General features: G+C 43.9%; 21 protein-coding genes. 2 read left to right on the top strand and 19 right to left on the bottom strand.

The features are described from left to right. Nucleotides 1-22 precede the first annotated feature (22 nt). The 7 genes from sctV to rpsO form a co-directional block, all read right to left on the bottom strand. A complete protein-coding gene (gene sctV, locus LBB20_00520) occupies nt 23-2,128 on the bottom strand; it encodes a type III secretion system export apparatus subunit SctV (GenBank protein ID MDR2735316.1) in 2,106 nt (701 codons plus the stop codon). Further along, nucleotides 2,125-2,499, bottom strand: a complete 375-nt coding sequence (locus tag LBB20_00515) for a hypothetical protein (GenBank protein ID MDR2735315.1) — start codon at nt 2,497-2,499, stop codon at nt 2,125-2,127. The genes sctV and LBB20_00515 overlap by 4 nt, the downstream gene beginning before the upstream one ends. Before the next feature lie 97 nt (nt 2,500-2,596). Continuing rightward, nucleotides 2,597-4,015 carry a cysteine--tRNA ligase gene (gene cysS / locus LBB20_00510; protein ID MDR2735314.1) on the bottom strand — a complete coding sequence of 473 codons (1,419 nt, stop codon included), beginning with the start codon at nt 4,013-4,015 and terminating at the stop codon, nt 2,597-2,599. A 1-nt stretch (nt 4,016) separates the two neighbouring features. Then, a complete protein-coding gene (locus LBB20_00505; GenBank protein ID MDR2735313.1) occupies nt 4,017-5,639 on the bottom strand; it encodes a class I SAM-dependent methyltransferase in 1,623 nt (540 codons plus the stop codon). Between the two features lie 98 nt (nt 5,640-5,737). After that, the gene (locus tag LBB20_00500; protein ID MDR2735312.1) at nt 5,738-6,499 is read right to left on the bottom strand and encodes a hypothetical protein; all 762 of its coding nucleotides are present in this window, start codon (nt 6,497-6,499) and stop codon (nt 5,738-5,740) included. Between the two features lie 48 nt (nt 6,500-6,547). Beyond that, nucleotides 6,548-8,404: a tRNA uridine-5-carboxymethylaminomethyl(34) synthesis enzyme MnmG gene (mnmG, locus tag LBB20_00495; protein MDR2735311.1), complete on the bottom strand. Its 1,857-nt coding sequence runs from the start codon at nt 8,402-8,404 to the stop codon at nt 6,548-6,550. 50 nt (nt 8,405-8,454) lie between these two features. Continuing rightward, entirely contained in the window at nt 8,455-8,727 is a 273-nt protein-coding gene (gene rpsO / locus LBB20_00490; GenBank protein MDR2735310.1) for a 30S ribosomal protein S15, read from the bottom strand. Between the two features lie 130 nt (nt 8,728-8,857). Between rpsO and LBB20_00485 the strand changes: the two genes are divergently transcribed. Further along, on the top strand, nt 8,858-10,321 hold the full coding sequence (locus tag LBB20_00485) for a TrkH family potassium uptake protein (GenBank protein ID MDR2735309.1): 1,464 nt from the start codon (nt 8,858-8,860) through the stop codon (nt 10,319-10,321). A gap of 3 nt (nt 10,322-10,324) precedes the next feature. Here LBB20_00485 and LBB20_00480 read toward each other — a convergent pair whose 3' ends face one another. From LBB20_00480 to uppS, 4 genes are read right to left on the bottom strand one after another with little or no spacing between them, the layout of a single operon-like run. Then, complete coding sequence (locus tag LBB20_00480) at nt 10,325-11,221, bottom strand: tyrosine recombinase (protein MDR2735308.1); 897 nt, start codon at nt 11,219-11,221, stop codon at nt 10,325-10,327. A 6-nt stretch (nt 11,222-11,227) separates the two neighbouring features. Further along, complete coding sequence (gene rsmI / locus LBB20_00475) at nt 11,228-11,917, bottom strand: 16S rRNA (cytidine(1402)-2'-O)-methyltransferase (protein ID MDR2735307.1); 690 nt, start codon at nt 11,915-11,917, stop codon at nt 11,228-11,230. Beyond that, nucleotides 11,914-12,756 carry a phosphatidate cytidylyltransferase gene (locus tag LBB20_00470; protein ID MDR2735306.1) on the bottom strand — a complete coding sequence of 281 codons (843 nt, stop codon included), beginning with the start codon at nt 12,754-12,756 and terminating at the stop codon, nt 11,914-11,916. The genes rsmI and LBB20_00470 overlap by 4 nt, the downstream gene beginning before the upstream one ends. Beyond that, on the bottom strand, nt 12,746-13,459 hold the full coding sequence (gene uppS, locus LBB20_00465; GenBank protein ID MDR2735305.1) for a di-trans,poly-cis-decaprenylcistransferase: 714 nt from the start codon (nt 13,457-13,459) through the stop codon (nt 12,746-12,748). The genes LBB20_00470 and uppS overlap by 11 nt, the downstream gene beginning before the upstream one ends. 20 nt (nt 13,460-13,479) lie before the next feature. Here uppS and glgB point away from each other — a divergent pair, with 20 nt between their 5' ends. Then, nucleotides 13,480-15,798 (top strand): 1,4-alpha-glucan branching protein GlgB, encoded by a 2,319-nt coding sequence (glgB, locus tag LBB20_00460; protein MDR2735304.1) that lies wholly within the window; start codon nt 13,480-13,482, stop codon nt 15,796-15,798. Here the strand turns inward: glgB and LBB20_00455 are convergent. The 8 genes from LBB20_00455 to LBB20_00420 all read right to left on the bottom strand — a co-directional run. After that, nucleotides 15,764-16,681, bottom strand: coding sequence for an NAD-dependent epimerase/dehydratase family protein (locus LBB20_00455; protein ID MDR2735303.1), 918 nt, complete (start codon nt 16,679-16,681; stop codon nt 15,764-15,766). The genes glgB and LBB20_00455 overlap by 35 nt on opposite strands. A gap of 75 nt (nt 16,682-16,756) precedes the next feature. Further along, entirely contained in the window at nt 16,757-17,050 is a 294-nt protein-coding gene (gene rpsU / locus LBB20_00450; GenBank protein MDR2735302.1) for a 30S ribosomal protein S21, read from the bottom strand. A 54-nt stretch (nt 17,051-17,104) separates the two neighbouring features. After that, entirely contained in the window at nt 17,105-18,670 is a 1,566-nt protein-coding gene (locus tag LBB20_00445) for a glucose-6-phosphate isomerase (protein MDR2735301.1), read from the bottom strand. After that, nucleotides 18,670-19,131, bottom strand: a complete 462-nt coding sequence (gene tsaE / locus LBB20_00440) for a tRNA (adenosine(37)-N6)-threonylcarbamoyltransferase complex ATPase subunit type 1 TsaE (protein MDR2735300.1) — start codon at nt 19,129-19,131, stop codon at nt 18,670-18,672. The genes LBB20_00445 and tsaE overlap by 1 nt, the downstream gene beginning before the upstream one ends. Before the next feature lie 2 nt (nt 19,132-19,133). After that, on the bottom strand, nt 19,134-19,982 hold the full coding sequence (locus LBB20_00435) for a CPBP family intramembrane metalloprotease (GenBank protein ID MDR2735299.1): 849 nt from the start codon (nt 19,980-19,982) through the stop codon (nt 19,134-19,136). Nucleotides 19,983-20,008: 26 nt separating this feature from the next. Next, nucleotides 20,009-21,139, bottom strand: a complete 1,131-nt coding sequence (gene dnaN / locus LBB20_00430; GenBank protein MDR2735298.1) for a DNA polymerase III subunit beta — start codon at nt 21,137-21,139, stop codon at nt 20,009-20,011. 122 nt (nt 21,140-21,261) lie between these two features. Further along, on the bottom strand, nt 21,262-24,222 hold the full coding sequence (locus tag LBB20_00425) for an autotransporter outer membrane beta-barrel domain-containing protein (GenBank protein MDR2735297.1): 2,961 nt from the start codon (nt 24,220-24,222) through the stop codon (nt 21,262-21,264). A gap of 373 nt (nt 24,223-24,595) precedes the next feature. Beyond that, a partial coding sequence (locus LBB20_00420; protein MDR2735296.1) for an autotransporter outer membrane beta-barrel domain-containing protein occupies nt 24,596-24,934 on the bottom strand: 339 nt, incomplete at its 5' end.

Raw genomic sequence — 24,934 nt, 5'->3', positions numbered from 1 at the left:
CATAACCCTCTCCAATTACAAATTACACAAGTGAAATTCTCCCCAGTGGTTGAATTGTTATCTCCTCGGTCAGTTCCTGGTGGGATAGCACTGGCAGTTCGTAAAGCTCCAGCTCTATCAACTTACGCAGGTAACGTCTTATGTCCATTGATGTTAGCAACACAGGACGGTTTGATTCCCGTGAAAAGTCGCCAACTTCTTCCTTAACCTTATGAACAATTTTCTTAGCCGTGTCCGGTTCGAGTGCCAAATAACTCCCTGCAGAGGTTTGCCTTATGGCTTTTCTCACCACATCCTCGACCGATGGATCCAGCAGATATACGGCCAGGATATTTTGGCCACCACTGTATTTATAACTGATATATCTTTTTAGGCTAGATCTGACATAATCGGCTAATAATACCGGCTCTTTTTCCTTCTGACCCCAGTCTATTAGGCATTGGATGATGAGCCTCAAATTTCTTATAGAAATGTCTTCTTGAACCAGGCGTTGCAGCACCTCTCCTATCTTCTGTACCGGCAACACCCTTTGGACTTCCTTGACCAGTTCCGGGAAATTTTTCTCCATATTTTCCAGTATAAATCTCGTTTCCTGCAACCCAATAAATTCACCGGAATATTTCTTTAATATAAATGATAGATGATAAGTAAATATTTGAGGTGTAGTCATATAGCTAATGCTGGCCTTGTCCATCTGTGGCCTGAGGCCCTTGTGTACCCATAGGGACGGTATATTTGGTAAAAATGCCTTCTCTTCCTGATATTGAATATTCAGAATTCCTAGGCTTTCCTTGGATTCACGGACAAGCACATGATCCTTAAGAATCTTACCTTGAGAAATCGGTACCTCCTGCAATAGAATCTGATATATGCCATCGCTCAGGTTTTCATTGAACCTAAGATGTATGCCAGGGAACGGTACACCTAGATCGTAGTATAGGGCTTTCCTGACCTGGATTAGCTGATCATTCAACGCGCCGGGATCCACAGATTCCTCTATGGATGTTGCCACATCAATCAGCAATGGCACCGTAACAGAAAATTCCTCTTTTTCCTCTTTAAATGTAGGTATATTTGGTGCCACATCGGATGGCATACCCGTGGCCTTGGCAAGCTTCGCCGCCTTGGTTCCGCCTCCCTTCTGTTCATCCTCCGATTTCATAAGCGAACGACCAGTAATGAACGAAATAATACCGATAATCACAAATGGTATCTTGGGGAACCCAGGTATTAACATAAATCCAACGATCAAACAACCGCCGATAACCAGCGCTTTGGGTCTTGACAGCAACTGCTTACCTATGTCTCGGCCCAGTGGATTTGCCGCATCGGATGATACCCTGGTCACGATTACGCCGGCGGTAATAGATATCAGCAGTGCAGGTATTTGTGAAACAAGGCCATCACCTATGGTTAGAATCGAATACACCTCTATAGCTTTGCCCGGCTCCATTCCCTTCTGGAAAACACCGATTATGAGACCGGCAACTATGTCGATGAATGTTATTATAAGGCCAGCGATGGCATCACCTTTGACAAATTTCATTGCTCCGTCCAGCGACCCATAGAGTTGATTCTCCTGCTCCAGCTCTGTACGCTTGAGTTTTGCCTGGTCGGTATCTATACTTCCGGCTCGCAGATCGGCATCAATACTCATTTGTTTACCGGGCATCGCGTCCAATGTGAACCTTGCGGTGACCTCGGATACACGCTCGGCACCCTTGGTTATAACCACAAACTGAACAATCAATAGGATTAAAAATATGACAGCACCGACAACGAAATTGCCGGCCACGACAAAATTACCAAAGGTTTCTATAATTTCACCCGCATCGGCATCTATCAATATAAGCCTTGTTGTTGTTATACTTAGGGCTAATCGAAACAGGGTAGTGAATAGCAGTATGCTGGGGAACGTGGATATGGACAAAACCCTTGGAATGTACAACGATATCATCAACAACGTGATGCTGATAGACAGGTTTACAGCCAATAGCAGGTCCAAAAATGCGGTGGGTATTGGCACCACCATCAACATGATAACCGCCACTACCAGCAATGCTAAGAGTACGTCACTGCAATTAGTTACAGTACTTATAGCTCCACTTATTCTTGTTGTTAATTTCACTTTTCCCTACTTTTTTTTCTTGTTACCTCGGCCAATCGCGCCTCTCGTTCTTCAATTCCAAGGAAATGAACCAGAGCAGATCTTGCTTCGCTATCATGCCCAAGGGCCCACATGGTTTTGCTACGCAATATATAAAATAACTTCTTTTGCTGATTATCTAATTCCTTGCCATCCAAAGCCTCCAGTTCCGCAAAAGCATCTTTCGGTCTCTGAGTTGCGAAACAGGCATTGGCATAACTTAACCCTAAATCGATATCATCAGGAAAAAATTCCTTTAACCCTTTGAGCAACAAAAATGCCTCATCGTACTTGCTATATCGTATGTACAAGTACGCCAAAACCATCAAGAATTCTTTCTGACTATTATCCATCCAAAGCCTAAGCCAGCGTTACGAAAGTTTAATAATTATATCGCTAGTTACAATTATTTATTGACTTAGCCTCTTTAATAAATAGAGGAGCGTTCAGCTAGAGAGACTTAAAGACGGTATAATAGGTCTTGGAATCGTTTATTTCCCAACCTGATTCGTTAATTTTCAACCTTAGCGTATCTGCCAGGGCGAAATTTTTACCCAATTTTGCGGTCCAACGTTCTTCTGCCATGATTCGCAGGTCATCGGGAACATTGGCATCGACAAAGTCCGACAGATTATCCAACCCCAGAGCATAGAGCAACCTGTATATTTCTGCCAGGCAATACTTACTCTGGTCGACGGCCAGGGACTCCAGATCCAGTTCATTTAGAACGGAAAAAATATTGCCCAGGCATTGGGGTATATTTAGGTCAGTTTTCAGAGCCTCCCAGGCTTCCTTAAAATATTTCCAGCCAACAAAGGGCACGCTGGTTATGTCGGCACACCCGGCCATCGTTTTCAGCCTGGAGAGGGTCGAGATGATTCTGTGGATTGCACCGGTGGCTGAACGTAGCCCATCGACTGTAAAATTTAGCTGCTGGCGATAGTGGCAGGAGGCCAGGACATATCTAATCACTATGGGGGAAAAGCCCTTCGCCATTATGTCATTGAGCGCAAATATGTTGCCCAGGCTCTTTGACATTTTTTCGCCATCCATAAGAAGATGGGCCGTATGAAACCAGTACCTGGAAAAGATCTCACCGGTGGCGGCTTCAGATTGTGCTATCTCGTTCTCATGGTGAGGGAAACATAGATCAACCCCACCGCAGTGTAAATCGATGGTATTGCCAAGGTATAGCATCGACATGGCGCTGCACTCTATATGCCAACCCGGGCGGCCATCACCCCAGGGACTTGGCCAAAAATTCTCACCATCGGAGGCTTTTCTTGCTTTCCATAGGGCAAAGTCACAGGCATTTTCCCGGACATATTCATCGGCCTCATTTCTCTCACCGGCACTATTGGAAGACTGGGTTTTCAAATCGGAAACATTTACGCCAGAAAGCTTTCCATAATCTTTAAAACTGGATACGTCGTAATAAACCGAACCATCCTGGGTAACATAGGCATGACCACCGGCAATCAGTTTTTCTATCAGCGCTATCTGCTCCTTAATATGTTCTGTGGCACGCGGTTCCACATCAGGTCGCAGCAAATTCAACCGCTGACAATCATCCCGAAACACGTTCTCCCATTCCCCTGTGAATTCCTTCAACTTCATCCCCAGGGCCAGGGAATTTTTTATGGTTTTGTCATCCACATCGGTCAGGTTTCTGACGAACTTCACATCGTAGCCTGCGACTTTCAATACTCGAACCAGAATATCCTGGAGAATAAATGTACGAAAGTTTCCCAGGTGAGCGTAGTTATAAACCGTTGGTCCACAGCAATATACACCAAATGGCCGCCCTTCGGCGGCCACCAATTCCTGGTTACTCCTCGCTAATGTATTATAAATGGACAAAATTTCCATGCTAGGCAACAAGAAATGATTCTGCTAAAAAATAATCAAGTGCCTTCAGGGCAAATGCTTCTATCTCACCATCGATGGTGGCCTCATCGGTAATCTTACTGCCATCATTAGCTTTGACAGCGACTTTTAGTTTTTTTAAATTTTTTTTAAGTTCGTCGATGGCTTCGTTCTTCGTCCGGTTACCATCCAAGAGCTTTGCAAATTCCGCATAAAAAAAATCTACTCTAGCGGATTTCAAATCCACATTGACCAAAATATTGCCGGCTTCAGCCCTATGCCAGGCATAGCGCCAAACCTCGGGCTTTTCTGAAATTGTTCGCACGCAGTGTTCCGGGCCATCATACAGAAAAATTCCTCCTCGCATGGCCAACTCCATAACACAGTTGCCTAGCATCGCATGCACGGCCAATTCATTGTTCCAGCCAAGTCTTTTGGTGGTTTCGGTAACCAATTCATTCGCCGAGATCCTATGACCATTCTTTTCCATCAACACTATCATAGCCAGGGCTATGATCCTATCATTTGCCACCATGTCACCATTGTTAAATGAACGTGGACCTTCCTTGGTCCAGTCCTCCAAAGTCGGATCGAAATCCGGCTTAACACTTGAATTTAACGACAGATAAAACTCAAACGCTTTTTCCGCGGACAGGTTAAAGTTTAGATTATTTGAATCATGGCACAGCAATGTACTTCGAAACCGTCTATTTCTGACAAAATCCATATACTGCTCCTGATGCACCTGGTTCGTTAGACCTTTCAAGGTATCAGCCGCCTTGGCCGTCATATTGCCCACATACATCGAAGCCAATGAAGAATCTCCCAAATACTTTAATCCTGCCTTATTAGCCATCTCAATAAACTGGTAAAAATACATCGGATTGTTGTTTTCCTCCAGATGTTCATGAAAAACATAATCAGCTGTAGTATTCGTCAATATCTTCAGCTCCTTTTCCAGTGCAACCTTCCAATGATTGGTTTCACCTGTCTGGTTTTCCAAAGCAAACTTTAGCATAGTTATGGCCTGGGAAACCTTTTCCTTGGGATCGGAAAAATCCTTGGTGTGATAGACCATCATGTCCCGGATAGTACTCACCACTCCCCAGCCGGGCAATGTGTTATAGCTGACATAGGCCACGCCATGTTTCGACAGGTTTTCTTTACACACCCGGATTATATCCCATTGTACCTGTTTCGGTACCCAGGAAAAAACGCCGTGGCAAATTATGTAATCAAATTCACCAAAATCGATATCGATATCCGATATGGACATATGCGTCAGTTCTATGTTCTTCAATCCCAGTGCATCGATATCCTTTTTCCCTTCGGTTATCTGGACCTCCGACAGATCAACACCGACGAACTTCGCTTCGGGGAATAGGACAGCCAATGGCATTATATTTCCACCGACACCACAACCCAATTCTAACACCCTAGCCTTTGACGCCTTCGGAGCATTCATACCAAACAACCTGGCCATCATTCGTAGATGCTGTGGACTGGACTCATGGAATACTCTACTTTCATATTTAATCACATCGTAGGAATTTTGTGACGATGTGGAAGTATCTTTAGCTTTTGTGTCCCTTGGATCCGCAATAGTTGCACTAGCCTTTTTCACCATAATTATAGAAATTCTTCGACCAGAACTTACTACATTGACTGCAATTTTCAAGAAATAATACAGATTTTTTATCTAGCCAAAAAACCGGCTATTCAGCATCAAACATCGGCGGAAACGTTACTATCAAAGTCCTCTATGGCACTGTCTAGCTCCTTGGACATCAAATAATCCGGCATACGAAACAACGCCTCTCGCAGCGAATCTTTGTCAAATTTATATGGAAACCTGGTGGATCTTAGCATCTCCGCCACGCCTCTGGAAAAATTTTGCTGTGCAATCTGGGGCATATGGGCGCATTGGGTTGCACCGTTACCAATCAGGGAAATGCAGGAATTTTGGCTAACCACCGGGACTTTTCCAAAGTTATCTCCAATATTTTTTACAACATTTGCCAAAAAACCGCCCTCATCGGTTAGTGGACCCAGGCCATTGACAGACTTAAAAAACAACTTTTGAGCCTCATCGGACGTAACTCCACCTAATTTATCAGCAATATTGTATAGCATCGATTTTGATCTGTCCTGGATATCGCCGTTGGTATTCTGATGCTTATAGAACATCTCGGGCATTTCACACAGGGCTTCCTGGGAATCCGGCATCAATTTATCTATCATTTTTGATAATAGCCAGGCCGGATCGGTGGCAATAAACAAGTCCCTGGTTGTTATGTCTAAAGAAGCAACGTAATCATAGAGCTTCCATATGTTATCGGATGCCACCTTGTCTCCACTACGAAAACAATCCAGTGCGTTGGCCCTAAGACTATCAAAAAATACCCGGGCAGCGCTTCCATCTTCACTGAAATCGCGCATCACCTCGGCACTGACACGTTTTGACGGAATCAACCCATCCAGACTCATGGATTTATTATGTAAAAAAAATTTTTGCAGTCAATTTTGTTTCATTGTTCATGACTTTTCATGACTTTTTGCTTTTGCCAGTTCAATTGCCATCCAAAGCAAATTTACGTCGGCCGGGCTGACGCCGCTGATCCTGGATGCCTGGCCGATGGTTTCCGGCCTAAGGCTACTAAACTTTTGACGACTCTCAATCCGGAGGCTTTTCACCGAATCATAGTTAAAGTTCAACGGAATCGGGACCCTGTCCATCTCCTTCATTTTATGGACCTGCTTAAGCTCTCGGCTGAGATAGCCAGAAAATTTCACCCTGTACAATACCTCGTCTTTGATCTCTCTTGTAAGCGCTACAAATTCTCCCGGATAGGATGGCTCCGAATCTGGTCTTTTCACTATGTCAAATAACCTTTCGCCATCGGATCTGATATGGCAAAACTCCTGGGTCCAAAACTCCACTGACTTTAATTTTTTTTCTATTCTAGAAATACGCTGACTGGTCAGCAGTGAATAGTTCCTTGCCACATTTAATAATCTCAATTCGGCACTACCATGGTTCAGCAGCAACCGATACTCCGCTCGACTGGTGAACATCCGGTAGGGCTCAAAGGTACCTTTGGTGACCAGATCATCTATCAGGACACCGATATAGGCCTGATCTCGGCCTAAAACCATCGGCGGCTGACCATTTATCCTAGCGACCGCATTCACACCTGCGATAAGTCCTTGACAGGCAGCCTCTTCATAACCCGATGTGCCATTTATTTGGCCGGCGCAGAACAAATTCTGCACAATCTTCGACTCCAACGAACGCATCAGCTGGGTTGGTGGCAGGTAATCATATTCCACGGCATAGGCCGGTCTGACAATGATAGCGTTTTCCAGACCGGGTATTGTTTTCAAAATCTCCTGCTGAATCTCCAATGGCAGGCTTGTCGACAGCCCATTTATATACCATTCATCGGTCCGACACCCTTCCGGTTCGAGGAATAATCGATGCCTTTCCCTATCGGCAAATTTTTTACACTTATCTTCTATGCTTGGGCAATACCTCGGCCCGATGCCAGATATTTCCCCGGAATATAGTGGCGATTTGTCCAAATTATGAAGGATCAATTCCCTGGTTTCTTTTGATGTATAGGTTATCCAGCAGGAATGATCCTGTTTATCGACCCAGGACCTTGGATCTTCATCGTCCCAGGATCCATCTCTTGTATCATAAAATCCGAACCTGACTGCGTCCTGGTCCGTTGGCTGCTCCTCGCATTTGGAGAAATCTATCGAACGTCCAAGTATCCGTGGAGGCGTACCAGTTTTCATGCGGCCAATGGAGATACCACTTCTTGCCAAACTATCGGCCAGAGACTTGGAAGAAAAATCTCCCAACCGTCCTCCCTCTATTTTGCTTCGGCCAACATGCATGAGGCCATTCAGGAATGTGCCGGTGGTAAGAATCACCGTCTTGCCATGGAAATCAACTCCGAGGTTTGTACGCACTCCGATGACAACATTTTTATCTGTGTCTATGATTAGCTCAGTAACTATAGCCTGGAACAGCCCAAGGTTTTCTTCGGCCTCCAGGATGTGTTTCATCCTAAGCTGATAGGCCTTTTTATCGCACTGGGCCCTGGGTGATTGCACCGCAGAACCCTTCGATCTGTTCAAAAGTTTAAACTGTAAGGCCGTCAAATCAGCATTGATAGCCATCGCACCGCCAAGGGCATCAATTTCTCGCACTATTTGACCTTTTGCCTGGCCACCTATGGCCGGATTACAACTCATCTGGGCAATGTTATCCATATTGCCTGTGAGCAGCAGAACCTTTGCCCCACATCGAGCTGCAGCAAGAGCGGCCTCACAGCCGGCATGGCCAGCTCCAACGACGATAACATCCTGCTCATGCTTCTCCACAGAACAGCCCCAGGTCCTACCTCATTTCGATGAGATCGGTAAACGGTAAATTAATGACGTAGACCAAGGCGTTGAAGCATCTCGTTATATTTGGTAAAATTAGACCTTTTTATGTAATTAAGCAATTTTCTACGACGGTTTGCCATTGCAATCAGACCTCGACGGGTATGATAATCCTTGGTATGGGTTCTAAGATGTTCTGTCAGATGATTAATTCTAGCCGTCAACAACGCAACCTGGACCTCACTCGAACCGGTATCGCTCGCATGGGTTTTATAGCCACTAATCACACTACTCTTATCTAAATAACTTACCTTTGACATGATATAAAACACTCGGCGATGCAATCATCACCAACTGGCTGGATAGATTACACTATGGAATAATTTTTCAAGCAATTTCTATCAAATTTATTACTTGAACAATCCAACGGTTCGCATTTGATTGGCCTCGATGAACCTCAAAATAATCGCCAGGACATTGTCCAGCGTTTTGCTGATTTTAGCCATAACATTTCTACTATGTTTTTTACTTGGCTTCTATGGGTTTTCTGGATGCAAGAACGCCATCGGCTGGGCAAAGTCGATCTTTATAACATCCCTTGCCTCGGGCGCATTTTATGCTGCATCCATCGGCTACAAGAAGCATATGTTCCGCCGAGAAGCCTTGGCAACCATAGGGTTATCCTGGCTACTAGCCTGCTTTTTCGGTGCCCTACCCTATCTATTTGTAAATGATTGCAGCCTGGCCGACTCGTTTTTCGAATCCACCGCCGGACTAACTTCCACCGGATCGACCATATTTTCTCACCCGGAGGCTCTATCCAAATGCATACTACTATGGCGATCGGTAAGTCAATGGATTGGCGGACTGGGAATAGTTGTATTTTTCATAGCATTGGTGCCATTTTCTGGACCAGGAACTAAATTTTTATACTCCAACGATGCGGTGTCACTGGTGGAGGAATTTGAGTTTGGACATCTGCGCGACAATGTATTGACCATAATACGTATCTACTTGATATTGACCGGATTATGTATCCTAATGCTCAGATTATTTGGCATGGACTGGTTTGACAGCCTATGTCATTCCCTAACCACACTGGCCACCGGTGGCTTTAGTACCCACAGCGAAAGCATTGGGTATTTTAATTCCGTATATATAGAGATTATTTTGACTATTTTCATGACACTTGGTGGGATAAATTTCGTATTAATGACACATCTTTTTACCGGAAAGTATGAAAAAATTCGCGAAAACTCAGAATTGAAGGCCTATTTGGGGATCATAGGATTTGCCAGCGTGGCGCTAACTCTGGTGCAGCTAGGCAATGGAGGCCCAGCCAATGGCTTCCATTCCATCCAGAAGAGCCTGTTTACAGTCTCTTCGGTGTTGACGTCCACCGGTTTTTCGGCTCATGACTACCACATATCGGTGCCGGCAGCCCAGATAATTTTAATCACAACGATGTTCATAGGCGGTTGCGCTGGATCAACTTCCGGCGGATTGAAGGTTTCGAGGGTGGTGATAATGCTAAAGGGCATAACAGAGCATATGGAAAAAATATTTCGCCCAAGAGTCGTACGGCAAACCTACATCAACGGTAAGATAATACAGCCCGAGGACCAGGTTTCCGTTTTCAATTATTGTGTAACAAGCTTTGCGTTGCTTTCAATTTTGGTGATCATCTTTTCATTCCTAGAGAGACAAATCAGCCTGGAGGGCATATTTTCCATCATCACGTCAAATTTTTTTAATACCGGCGTCGAATTTGGAGAACTAAGCCAGCCAGCCAGATACGCGACCATTTCCAACCTGGGCAAATTTTTTCTCAGTGCAGTGATGATAATAGGCCGAGTAGAAATATATGCAGCCCTACTGATATTTGCTCCAACCTTTTGGAAGCGCTATGAATAGGACCTAGCTTCGTGGATGGGCATTTTTATGGATATCCTTCAGCTTGTCGAACTCCACATGGGTATAGATCTGGGTCGTTGAAAGGTTTTCATGACCAAGCAGTTCCTGCACCATACGCAAATCGGCCCCATTATTTAGCAGATGGGTGGCATAGCTATGTCTGATCTTGTGTGGCGATATATCTGCCGGAAGCCCACAGGCGGCTAGGTAAAACTTTAGACGGTTCTGTACCTGCCTGATTGTTAATTTATTGCTAGTTGTAGAGCGGACAATGTTACCTACGGTATTTATTTGGAACTTGGCCAGGAAGCGTTCTATTGCTTTGATAGCCATGCGACCCAGGGGACAAAGCCTCTGCTTATTACCCTTACCGGTGATCCGGGCCACACCTTGTTCAAAATCTATGTCATTGTACTTCAGGTTAACCAGTTCGCTAACACGCAGTCCTCCACCATATAGCAGTTCCAGAATTAGACTGTCCCGGTAGGCCAAAAATTCGGTAATTTTCTTACTTGCCAGCATAGCAAGGGGTTTTTCTAACAAAATCAGCACATCGCTCTTTGACAAAAATTTCGGAAGAGACTTTTCTTTTTTTGGCAGGACCAGGTTATCCGTTGGGTTGTCCTGAATAACACCATTCGTCTGCATAAATTTAAACATGGCACGCACTGCGAAAAGACGTGTGAGAACCGAGGAACGGCTATGTTCAGCCATAAGATAGATGATGAACGATCTTAGGTGAGAATTGCGCACATCGCTCCATTTCTTTACAACACCATTTCTACCCAGGAACTTCACAAACTGCTCCAGAGAAATTTTATAGGTATTTATGGTGTTGATCGATAGTCCTCTATGAACCTCAATGTATTTTAAAAAATCAGAAAAATCTAACCCTAGCACAATGAGCTATAGGCTATAATCTTCCGAAGAAACAACAATAACAAATTCACCTCGCTGTTCACCAGTAAATCGTTCTACCGCTTCAGAAATACAGCCCACAAATGTAAATTCATGTAATTTTGTTATTTCCCTAGAGATAGAAATAACTCTCCCGGGGCCATAGACACATAACATATCATTCAGGGACCTTGAAATTCTATGGCAAGATTCGTAGAATATAATCGTAATATCGCTGGCTTTGTATTTATGTAGGGCTTTGATCCTTTGGACACTTTTCGTAGGAAGAAACCCTGAAAATAGGAATGAACTCGTTGGCAACCCGGCCACGGATAAAGCGGCGACGAAGGCGCTAACTCCTGGAATTGGAATAACTTCTATACTATTTCTCCGGCACTCACGCACCACTCTGAACCCCGGATCAGAAATGGTTGGAGTTCCGGCATCACAGACCAGGCCGATGCTCATACCTGTTTTGATCCTGGCAACGATCTCGGCAGCTCTTGTGATTTCATTGTGTTCATGGTAACTCAGAAGCTTCGTGCATATATTAAAATGATCTAGCAGAATCTTTGTGTTGCGGGTATCTTCACAGGCAACCAGGTCACAGGATTTCAATGTATCGATGGCTCGTAGAGTAATATCGGACAGATTGCCAATGGGTGTGGAAATTACAAATAGCTTTCCGCTATCTCTCACAATACCAACCACTTAACTAATATAATACCAACCGGCAATGACAGAACGACACTATCGGTCAGATCGAAAACTCCACCTATACCAGGTATAATTTTCCCGGAATCCTTGACATTGGCCAGTCTTTTCAGTGCAGATTCTATCAAATCACCAACCACGGCAACCAGGGACAACACGGCGGAAATGATCACCGCCCATTTCATCGAAAACACACCAAGGTTACGCATCATAACCAGTTGAGCTGTGGCACCAATTGTTACAGCAAACAGAATTGCACCGACCAGTCCTCCGACGGTCTTGTTAGGACTAAAATAGGGAGACATCTTTTTTCCGCCTATCAGAGAGCCAATGACCAATCCGCCAATATCGCTGGATTTTGCCACGGCAACCATCCAAACTATCATATATAAAGCCGGATTGCCGCTTCCATGGATAAACTCTATATAACGAATGAACGCCACAGGCAACGAAAACATCAGCGGCACGTAAACTATTCCAAGTACCGTTGGAACAAAAACTTCCAGTATCGATGACGGTGTTCCTACCACAACTATATATGACAATATCAGTACAATCGAAATAACAAAGCATGAAACCATTACTTCGAAACAATCATAGGGACTGGATAGGAAGATAGGAACAATAAGCATTACTACTCCGATTATTAATCCAACCCAGCCGAGGGAATTATATTCCATCTTTTTTAATAGTGCATATAGTTCAAGTTGGGTCAGGATTGATGCCAAAATTAGCAGAAAAAAGCCACCTTGTACTCCAAATAAATATAAAGTTGCAAAAACAACAAACCACAAACCTATGGTGCTTAAAAACCTACTCAGCATCTATTACCCTTCCAAATCTACGTTGTCTGTGCTGGAACTCACTAATTGCTTCAAAAAAATCCTCATCCGAAAAATCAGGCCAATATTTTTTTGGAAAATATAGTTCGGCATAGGCAGACTGCAATAATAAAAAATTGCTAATTCTCTGCTCGCCGGATGTCCGGATCAATAAATCGACGTCCGGGAGTCCGCTGGTATCTAAATATTTCTCAAATTCACTCCAGTCTGAAAAAGTTCTCACACCGGCCTGATTGGCTTTATTTATCGCCCTCAGCAGCTCGTCACGGCTTCCATAATTCAACGCAACCGTTAATAGCAAGCCATTGCAATGGGCGGTATATTTTTTCAGCCAATCTATCCTGTCACGAAGTATCTGGGGTAGCCCTGGCAAATCGCCTATGGTTCCGAACCGTATATTCTGTTTAACCAATGACCTGGAATATTTCAACATTACCCTGCCATACAATGACATAAGGCCGCGTATCTCGTCCTCTGACCGCAACCAATTTTCCGTAGAAAATGCATACAAGGTTAGGAATTTTACACCAAATTTCCTAGCTGACCTTATGACAGACTTGACAGCTTTGACTCCATTATAATGGCCATAGATACGTTCAAATCCACGAGCTTTTGCCCAGCGACCATTGCCATCCATAACTATGGCAACATGTTCCGGCACAAAAATCTTTTCACCAACCTGCACGGATTTCTTCTAAAAATCCTATGGCAAACGCAAGCATGAAGAATTTTGAGATAATTTTATTTCCAGATCAAAAAAACTATCTGGTCAATACTCTATTTTTTTATTTACTGTTACACATGATCATAAGCAGGGATGAATTAGCGTCTTTTGTTGCTGCAAAAAATTCCGCACCCCACGACCTGCTTGGCATCCATGAAGTGAGCAGCAATGATGGGTCCACTGGCATGGTAATTCGTGCCTATTTACAGAACGCCCAAAGTTGCCAAGTGCTGAATCTTGACTCCGGTCAATCCCAGGAGCTGGAAAAAATTCACGAAACTGGATTTTTTGAGGTATTTATAAAAAATACTAAAAATCCATTCAGATATAAACTGCAAATCACCACCAAAGAAGGTAGGTACTACGAATGCTTCGACCCATATACATTTCTACCGACTCTGTCAGATCTCGATACCCATCTATTTAACGAAGGCAATCACCACAAAATTTACGAAAAGCTTGGCGCTCACCTGATTACACATCAGGGAGTGCTTGGTACTAGTTTCGCCCTCTGGGCTCCCAATGCCAGGCGTGTGTCGATTGTTGGTGATTTCAATAACTGGGACGGAAGATATAACCCTATGCGACCAATCGGGTTATCTGGCATATGGGAAATTTTTCTGCCAACAAACCTGGAAAATTTTAGGTACAAATACGAAATACTATGCCGGGATGGATCGCTAGTGCTTAAGACTGATCCCTACGGAAACTTTTTTGAACCACCACCGAACAATGCTTCGATAGTTACCCAACTCTATGATTATAAATGGAATGATAGCGAATGGCTTTTCCTGCGAGCAGCAACGGATTTCAAAAAAAATAAGATCTCGATCTATGAAGTACATCTGGATTCCTGGAAGCGGGTTCTGGAGGAAAACCACAGGCCATTGACCTATCGTGAAATAGCCATACAGCTATGCACCTATGTTAAGTCATTGGGCTTCTCACACATAGAACTCATGCCCATTACAGAATATCCCTATCTTGGATCCTGGGGCTACCAGGTTACTGGCTTTTTCGCCCCAACCTGTAGGTATGGAAATCCGAAGGATTTTATGTTTTTGGTCGACCATTTTCATCAAAACGGCATTGGCGTGATCATGGATTGGGTGCCTGGCCATTTTCCAAAAGATTCCTTTGCGCTGGCAAATTTCGACGGGACCTGTTTGTATGAACACTCGGACCCAAAGCAGGGAATCCACCAGGATTGGGACACATTGATCTTCAATTACGAAAGACATGAAGTTCGCAACTTCTTGACAGGCAGCGCGTTATTCTGGCTGGATAAATTTCACATAGATGGCCTACGGGTTGATGCCGTGGCATCGATGCTATACCTGGACTACTCACGTAACCCTGGCGAATGGGTCCCTAACAGGTACGGTGGCCACGAAAACATCGCCGCAATAGAATTTTTGCGGGAAACTAACAATTTGATTCACAACAACTTCCCCGGAGTAATCAGCATCGCTGAGGAATCCACGTCCTTTGGTGGAGTCACCAGACCAACAGAATTTCATGGCCTGGGCTTTGATCTCAAGTGGAACATGGGCTGGATGCATGACACGATAAATTATTTTTCGAAAGATCCGATTTTTAGGAAGCACCACCATAACGAGCTCACATTTGGCATACTCTACCAATACTCGGAAAACTTCATACTGGCGTTTTCGCATGACGAAGTCGTTCATGGCAAAAAAGCTATGATACACAAGATGCCCGGATACAACATGACTGAAAAGGCCAATCATCTTCGATCTTTGTATGGTTTGATGTTCGCCTGGCCAGGGAAAAAATGCCTATTCATGGGCTGCGAATTTGGCCAATCCAGCGAATGGAATTATCGCCAAAGCCTTGATTGGCACTTGCTTCAATACCAAGACCATTCGGGAATTCAGGCATTGATAGAATCGCTAAATACCATATACACAAACTATCCATTTCTGGCCAAAGGCGATTTCAGCTGCCATGGCTTCGAGTGGCTCGTGGTTGACGATCACAACAACAGCGTGCTGAGTTTCCTAAGAAAGGGCACCGTTGACGAATTCATGCTGGTTGTCTGCAATCTAACTCCTGTTACACGAACAGGTTACAGAATAGGCGTACCAAAAAATGGCCGATGGCTGGAGATACTGAACACCGACTCATCCATCTTTGGAGGAACCAACGTGGGCAATCTTGGCTTCAGCGAAACCGTCGCCATCGGCTCACATAAATACAAGCAATCGGTGGAACTAACCCTAGCACCAACCAGTACCATGTATTTTATTTTCCAGCCTCAAACACTGATCGGACAATAGCGTCTATGTTGTTGTGGTTCAAGTGCCAACCGAGTTCTTTCTGGGCCTTTCTTGGTTCAGAAACCAACCGGGCCGGCTCGAGAACATTTTTGGCATTTTCAAGCACCTTCACCTCAAATCCAACGGCTCTGGTCGTAATGTCTACCAGATCTTTCATCGATGTGGATCGACCGGTGCTCAGATTATAAATACTTGCAAATCTATAAGTTGACAGAAGCGGCAGGACCAATGCATAGGGCTCAACGGCGTCGTCCACATGGATATAATCCCGTTCCTTGGTGCCGTCAACTGTATTGTAGTCCGTCCCAAATATTTTAAAATCCTGGCCATTTTTAACAGGAGCCAGGTCACGGGTACAATAGGATCCAGCCACATCAAAATGCCGAAATATTGCGTAATTGATATTATTTTGCTGGGCAATCGCGCGTAACATCTTCTCGCAAAACAACTTAGTCTCACCATATACACTGATTGGCTCCGCAGCAGTATCTTCGGTAATAAGGTGATCACTGGCGTTTCCATAGACCTGGGCCGAGGAAGCAAAGATAAATTTTTTTACATTTTCATTCACAACGGCCTGAAGCAAAAACATTGTACACACAAGGTTGTTCATATAGTACTTCAGTGGCAACTGGTTAGATTCACTAACATCGTTATAATCAGCCAAATGTATAACGCAATCGATGCCATCATTTTTCAAAATCGACCGTATAAACGCTATATTACCGCAATCTCCTTCGTAAACCCTTACATTGGCGTCGATAAAACCGCGATTGCAATTGCTAAAGTTATCAACAACAACGACTTGATTGCCAACGGACGATAATCTTTTTGCACAACATCTTCCTAAAAATCCAGCGCCACCTGTCACCAATATCCGCATCCTAACAATGCTGATTATACAGATTACAGCGCCTATTACAACAAATTTAAAAGTTCGATCTTAAAGAACCAGCCATCAAGTGCCATAGGTATTTTCACGCCGCATCCGCAATGTATTGCCAGACCTGGCAACTTTTTTCTTCTTGATATTCTTGCCATAGGGACTTTCATAACCGTCCTCGCGACGCATCCTCACCTTGTTGTTGAATATGGCATCTTTCTTTTTCTTCCTATTTTTTTCCGAAGGCTTCACATAATAACGTCTTCCACGCACATCTGCGAAAACATTTTCAACATCGAGCCATCTTTTCAAACGCCTCAGTGCATTCACCACCGTTTCACCTTTACGCAAAATAATACGAACTGACACCTATTTAACCTCCAAATCGCTTTTAAGATTAGATCACCAGCGATAATGTCAAGGCTAATTACCAACTTTTGCCATATATTTTATGCTACGGATATCGCCGGTGGATTCACGGACCACACGGTCATTGGCAGCCAAGTATTCTAGTAATTTAAACACCAATTCATTATCAGCATCAATGGCCTTTGCAATCTCCTCGGATGTCATGGGAGTAGGTTTTGATGACAGGGATTCCAACAGCAATTGTTGAGTATGTAACACCTCATTTGCCGCTTTCTTTCCGGCTTCGACACCTGGTTGGTCATAGGCATTTACATCGATCAGCGACGCATAAAACCCTACGGCACGCTCATATAAAGCAATCAAAATACCCATATAATAGGCATTCACTTCGCGGATTGTCAGCGTAATCGATTCGCGGCCAGATTCGGACAGAGCAAGCCGTGTGCCAAGTAAAAATCCTTCGAGATAATCACCGGTCTTAACGCCGGGTTCAATATCGATGGACTCGCCAACCCTGCTTTTCAGTACCTCGATGAATGTAACGAAAAAATTATCCAGACCGTCTCTCAACTGTTGCACATAGGCATGCTGATCCGTTGATCCTTTATTTCCATAGACGGAAATCCCTTGATGTACCTCCAGTCCATTAATATCGTTACGCTTACCAAGTGACTCCATTATCAATTGTTGTAAATAGGAAGTAAACAATGATAGCCTGTCCTTATAGGGAATCACCACCATGTCTTTTTTACCCTGGCCCTGGGAAGCCGAATACCAGGCCACGGCTAAAACCATTGCCAGATTATCCGGACCAGGCCGACGGGTAAGCGAATCCATATCCCGGGCACCGGCCAAAAATTTCTTAAAATCGAGACCTTGCAACGCCGCCGGCAGTAGACCAACCACCGACGTAACGCTGGTCCGACCACCAACCCAGTCCCACATGGGGAAGCGACTTAGCCAGCCATCTGCCCTGGATTGCCTGTCCAATTTACTATCCTTGCAGGTCACGGCAACGGCCTGTCTTGAAAACGTAATCTTATGATTGTAATACAGATGCTCGACTTCAAGCATCGCATTTTTCGTCTCCTGAGTACCACCAGACTTTGACATCACAATCACCAGGGTTTTTCCCAGTTTTCCATCTAAAACCTTTGCCACATAATCGATGCCATCCGGATCGGTATTATCAATGAAATACAGCTTCATTTTATCCTTTATTGGCTCCGTAAGGGCCGAGGAAATCAATCTTGGGCCAAGCGCAGAACCGCCGATTCCAAGACATAAAATGTTTTCAAAACGACCATCCTGGCCAACAATATCACCCTTATGCACAGCCTGGGCAAACCTTTCGATCTGGGTAATGCTATTTTCTATTTCGGATTTTATCTCCACGGTCGGAGCCAGCCCAGGATTCCTAAGCCAATAATGGCCAACCATCCGGTTCTCACTCGGGTTGGCAATACCACCGCTTTCCAGTGCAGCCATGGCATTAAAAGCCTTGGTTATCTTCTGTTCTAGATCCGTGTAGGTACTTGAATAATTTCGAATACGGCCTAGGTCCACACCAATTCCGAGTTGTTCATTCCAAAAATATTTTCTGAAAAAATCCCTATCCATTAGTTTATGCTACATTGTAATGACGTTTCGTCAATTTCTAAGGTTATTGTCCTGTGACAATCAGGACCTAGGGAAAAATTCAGCAGATAATCACAATCATTCAATAGACCAAGGTTCTCTGGCCATTCAACCAACATCAGGAATGGAGGTATTAAAAAATCTTCCAAAGCAATATCTTCGGCTTCTTTTGGATCATTCAGTCGATAGGCATCCACATGTAATAGATTGATCCGCCCAGAATAAAGTGAAAATATGTTAAAAGTTGGGCTGGTAATATTATCACTGATATCGAAAAACTCAGCTATACCTTTCACAAATGTGGTCTTGCCTGCGCCGAGATCGCCACGCATAGAAACCACCGAATTCTCTGCAATAATACTTCCAAAAATCCTGCCAGCTTCGATAGTTTCCTCAATGGAATTGGATTCATAGCCAGAAAGAAACCTATTAATAACATCCATAGCTAAATACCGTTAAAATTATCTGTGGTTATACTAGGGATTAGGAAAATTATGCTAAACGCGTTAAAGAGCGCATGGGTTACCATCGGCACAAGTATATTCCCAAAACGATCATAAATAAACACCAATGATAGGCCCATTATAAACAAAGGAAACAGGGCTCGTGGGCCATCATGCATGGAGGAAAATACCATCGAGCTGATGAGCATTGCCGCCCAGGGAACCATTCGCCATCTAAGAAATCTATATAACAAAAACCTAAAAACAATTTCTTCGACCATTGGAGCCAATAGGATTAGATTTATCCAGGATAGACATTTTTTGAAAATCGAATTAATATCGGAATAGTGACGAACAAGATACTGCGAACCAATCTCCTGGGCAATACTCCGGTGGGTTACAGACTCTATCAAGAGCGTCGTCAACTTCATACTAATAACAACCAGAGGCGCCATCACAAAAAAACCAACCAGACCACAGCCAATGGCCGAGAAGATTTTATTGGTCAAATGGTCAAAATCCTGGATCAGAAATTCTGTAAGAGATTCTTTTTTTATTATAAAAATAACTAAAGCCAACACACAGATATAGGTAACGGTTCCACAAACCAAGCGCTTCGTCATCTCGTCGACTTCGACATGAAATACACTTTCATGCAGCTTAAAAGATAAATGTCCTAGAAAAGTGTACAGGGCAAAAGATATCAAAGCAATAAAAACACTGGCCTGGCTAATCCTAATAGCCGGCAATGGACATCGATTTTTACCAATCTCGAACGGTGTCCTAAATAAATTGGAAAAAACCGTCATCAGCAATAACACATAACCAAGACCAATGAGCGTTTCGGCCATAGCTAACCCATCTACGTACCATATAACTAGTTAAGTCTCAATGGCATAACAACGCATACCAGGCCGTCGGTATCTTTAAACACTCCGGGGCTAAGCTCATCTTTGAACTCAAAATACACCTCGTCCTTCAATAAAGCCCTGAGTGGATCTGCCACAAATTTCGGGTTGAAGGCTAATTCTATTGGAACTTCTTCATAGGCAATAGACAAAGATTCATTGGCTTCACCACAGGACTGGCTGAACGAACGTGCTTCTATTGAATTATTAGCTATTTTAAATCTTATGGAACAATTTCTCTCATCGGCAACAATTGAAACCCTTTGAACCATTTCCAGAAACCTTTCCCGATCCAACCTTATTCGATGTTCCGTGGTGACTGGTATCACTTGCTTATAATTAGGGTATTTGCCTTCAACGATTTTCGAAACAACACTGATGTCTCCAGTCAATCCGGAATTGTCTTCCCTATCCACCTGGATCCTAAACCATATCTGCCTATCGTCCGAATAGATGTTTACATCACTACCAAAGATAAGCATACGTTCCAATTCCAGCACAGTCTTCGCCGGAATTATAACAGATTTGAAATTGATTGCCCCATCGAATTTTCTAGAAATAAGGCTCAAGCGCCGGCCGTCGGTAGCAACAAGGTTGACCCTATCATCTTCCGTCGAAAAATACACCCCATTTAGAACATACCTATTTTCATCCTTTGACTGGGCATAGGAAACATTCTTAAGCATCGATACAAAATCGTATTGCTTCATCGTAATGCCATTAGTTTCATCGATTTTTGACAATCTAGGAAATTCAGATTGATCCAGGCCGGATAGTATGAAAACAGAACCATTTGATGAAATCTTGACCTTGAGATCATTTACTAGTTCAACACTCAACTCATTACCCGGCAATGACTTGACGATCATAGATAGCTTTTTTGCCGGCAATGTAATTCCACCCATTGCCAAAACTTCTGATTTTATGCCACAGTGAATCCCGATATCAAGATTTGTAGTTGTAAAAAAAACAACACCTTTATCCAGGTCTGCTTCTATTAGTACATTTGATAAAATGGGCATGGCCGGTCTATTTCCAACAATATTAGATACCTGTTGCAATGCCGCTAACACGGCTTCCTTATTAGCTACGAACTTCATAGAATGGTGCACAATATACAACCAAACCACAGGTATTGTCAATCAAAAGCCATCACATCAAAAAAAGCACCACCCGCTGATGGATGGTGCTACAAAACACACTAATATAATCTAACTATTCATTAGAATGAATAGGTCGCAGCTATGTTGGCTGAATAATCTTTCCAGTTTTTACTAAATTGACCTTCTAAGCCGAGATCGAAGCCCCAGTTATTTTTTGTTAACCCATAGCCAAGCCTGACTACACAGGAATTCTTTCCTACATTTCCTAGGGCAGGAGAATATTCTTCATCGTAATACTCCACGGTACCGACTTTATTTTTCTTCCAAAGCTCGCGTTTATAGCCAACTTCAGCAAAGACTTTACCTAAAGAAAGATCCGTTTCGGCATGAATACCGATCACAGGACTCAACATATGACATTTGGACTTGCTATAGATAAGCCCATCTGCCGGATCCCAGTCTTCACTTTCTTTGGCAACATTATTATCAGATTTTGCTGTTTCTGCCCCTGGGCTGGTTGCGGTTGGCTCGGTGGGGTTATCATCAGATTCATCAAGCCCTGCATCCACGGATTCTGACCCATTCTTTTGGTTCACATAATCATAGGTCAAAGCAACCCATGGACCAAACTTTATGTTGTTATATTCCCATGGTAAATAAACACAATCTACGTTAAGAGATGCCCAATAGCCTCTGTGAGAGGATGAGAATCTAGCTATTTCGGCCGAATAGTCTTCCTGTTTCGTGCCAGGCACAGGTCTATTTCCCCACTCTTTATATTTTGAACGACCCATTAATGCGGAAAATTTGGTACGTATGGCATTTTCCAGAGAATTCCATTCACCATAGACACCACCAAAGAATGACCGTTGACTTCCATTATTGCCATCGAGTAACGTCGACCCATTGTATTTCATTTTAGCATGCCCATAACCAGCTAACAGACCAAGTACCGACTCATCCGAGAGGTTCATGTCGTAGCCTATGGCCAGGCCCCATAATCCGGCACGCATACCGTAGCCATTGACTTCTTTTTGACGAAGAAGATCGCCCATACCAGCAGCCCATAGCTCCTTATCACCAATTTCTCGGCACATATGGGAATAGGCAGCACCGCGAGCCATATTGGCAATTGCCATGGTCACACGATTACGCTCGGCAGCCGTACTGCGTGATATTGAACGCGCTAGGTCACCATTATCGAACCCTTCTTCTTCTTCATCGTATCTCGCTGTCAACATACCGAAAAGTTTTTTACGATTAGTTGTCGGCTTTCCAGCTCCCTGCATAGATTCAATGACATCAACAAAATCTTCGGATATACCTGAGACAGACTCAGCATTATCAGCCAACGCATCACCATAGGCAATGGATTCATAACCATTGATGCCGTACAGGTTTTGACCAATTACACCAATATTGACATCGGCGACTATACTGTTGGAAAATTTTTCACAATCGATTTTATTCATCAAATCATCAAATTTACCATCACCTAGACCGATTAATACGACCTTGTAATCATGTTTACCTGGGCTTTCCAACCCTAAATCAATGAATGATTTACCTTCTAGATCAATGGGGATTTTGGTATCACCAACGTTAACAAGACTATCAACACTTGCCAATATCAACTGGGGGACATCTGAACCTTTTTCCGGAGCATCAAAGGAAATACCTCCAGATTTAGCTGCAAAAACTATCCTATCATTCGCACCGACATTTAATTGTGATTTGGGCGCATTGATAAACACCAATGTGGCCTTATCTTTAACCTGAAAAGAGCCTTCGTTCCGTGCCTTGGAATCCAATGTAACTAAGCCATCGATCTTCAGCATACCACCGGCACCCACTTGTACCAACACATCCTTACCATCGACGCTACTCAGTATCAATGGTTGATTGCCGCCGATCAAACCGGCACTGCCATCGGCCACCTGGATCACCGGCACCGAGGATTCGTTCTGAATGGTAATCGTGCGAGCTCCGCCGTCGGCCAACAGCTTGGCGATGGTTTTGTTTTCCGCATCGTCGTCACCGCTTAGCACAAAGCCACTGGTCAGCTTTTTGCCAGTCGTATCGCTCAGAATCACATTGCTAAGCAATCTTACCGTAGCACCCTTGGAAATAACTATATTGCCACTTTTATCCGCCGACGCACTGCCGTCCAAAGTCTTCGAAGCCTTGATTGTAATTGAACTAGCTGTGTTACCAGTCATATCCGTACCGGCCAGGGTCAGGATTGCGCCCTCGGTTACCACCAGGTCTCTGCCCAGATTCAGCACATTGTTTACTGCATTAGCATTACCGATCTTCAGCGAGCTTTCACCATAGACCACACCACCTTCCGAAGCCAGGACACTCTTGCTGGCTCCACCAGATATAACCAGCAGATTACCACCGGAAGCCGGCTGTTCGGTGATCTCAATAGTTCCAGCCACACCGACTTTATACCTAACCACTGGCACCTTTTCTTCGGCCGCCGCACCAAGCACCAATGCCTTAACATTAACACCCTCTGGAGCTATCATCTGGATAAGACCAGCTTTCCCGCTTATAATACGCAGAGAATCGCCACCATTAGGACTCAATGATCCGAAAATCAATTTATTTTCACCGGTTGTGAGGAGCAAAGGCCGGATAGCCTTAGAAACCGAATCATCGATATTATCACCTTTAATCGTCACATCACCATTGGCCACATTGCTAAAAAACAATAACTTCGGATCGCCAGCAATCTTCACAGCCTTACCAGAACCACCAAGCCCGTATTCGCCAGCGGCAGCGAAAGTCATACCGATGGTACCCGGACCACTAAGTGTTACGTCATTGCCAGCTATAGTAGCAGGTGCACTTAGATTCAACACCGCAAATTTATCAGCTGCGCTGGCATTATAGGTCACAGCACCAGTGGTGGCATTAAGATCAGCGGACGTAACGCCTTGATCATTAACGCTAGCAGGCAACGCCGCCTGGGAACTTACAGTACCTAGGACACCAAAACCTAGGCCTAAAACACCCAGCAATCCAAGCTGCTTCAGCCGCTGTTCTAACATTTCTTTAATTCTTTTATTATTCATATATAACCTCTCTATATTCCTTCTATCTAATATAATCTGGCGCTATGGCTAAATCTAACCAACACACCATTTTGACATATTCTCATATCTACAGCACTGCGCAAGAAAAAAAATAAAAAATATGAACAATATTACAAAACCTGCAGTAATACTTCGGCCCAGTGACTTTCAGTTCCTGAATGATTCCTATTTTGCCAAAAATATCCCTACTGGATCAAAAAATCCCAAAAAATTATAAAAAAATCCAGGTACCTGGGAAAATTCTGCTAAAGAGGCCTGGAAAGTTCAATAAAAAAGCGCCGGTCCGAGAGGTGAACCGACGCCGAATAGGTAACTAAAATGAAAAGTGAAAAAACTAAAAAAACTGGAAAAATCAGAACGAATAGGTGGCCACGATGTTGCCGAGATAATCCTTCCAATTGTTGCTAAACTGGCCTTCTAAGCCGATTCCCAGGCCCCATTTGTCCCGAGAAAAATCGTAGCCGAGTCGGACGATACAGAGGTTTTTCGAAGCCGTCCCGATGGTCGGAGCGTACTCTAGACCCGCGTAACTGAAGTCGTCGATCTTGTTTTTCCGCCAGAGCTCACGCTTGTAACCCACTTCAGCAAAGACTCTTCCGAAAGATAGGTCGCTTTCCACATGGCCACCGATCACCGCACTCAACATGTTGCGATTCGACTTGCCAAACCCTAGACCAGCACCTTCTCCCTC

The organism is Puniceicoccales bacterium, assembly GCA_031283585.1.
Taxonomy (GTDB): domain Bacteria; phylum Verrucomicrobiota; class Verrucomicrobiia; order Opitutales; family LL51; genus JAIRTH01.
This window is presented reverse-complemented; position numbering and strand designations above follow the sequence as displayed.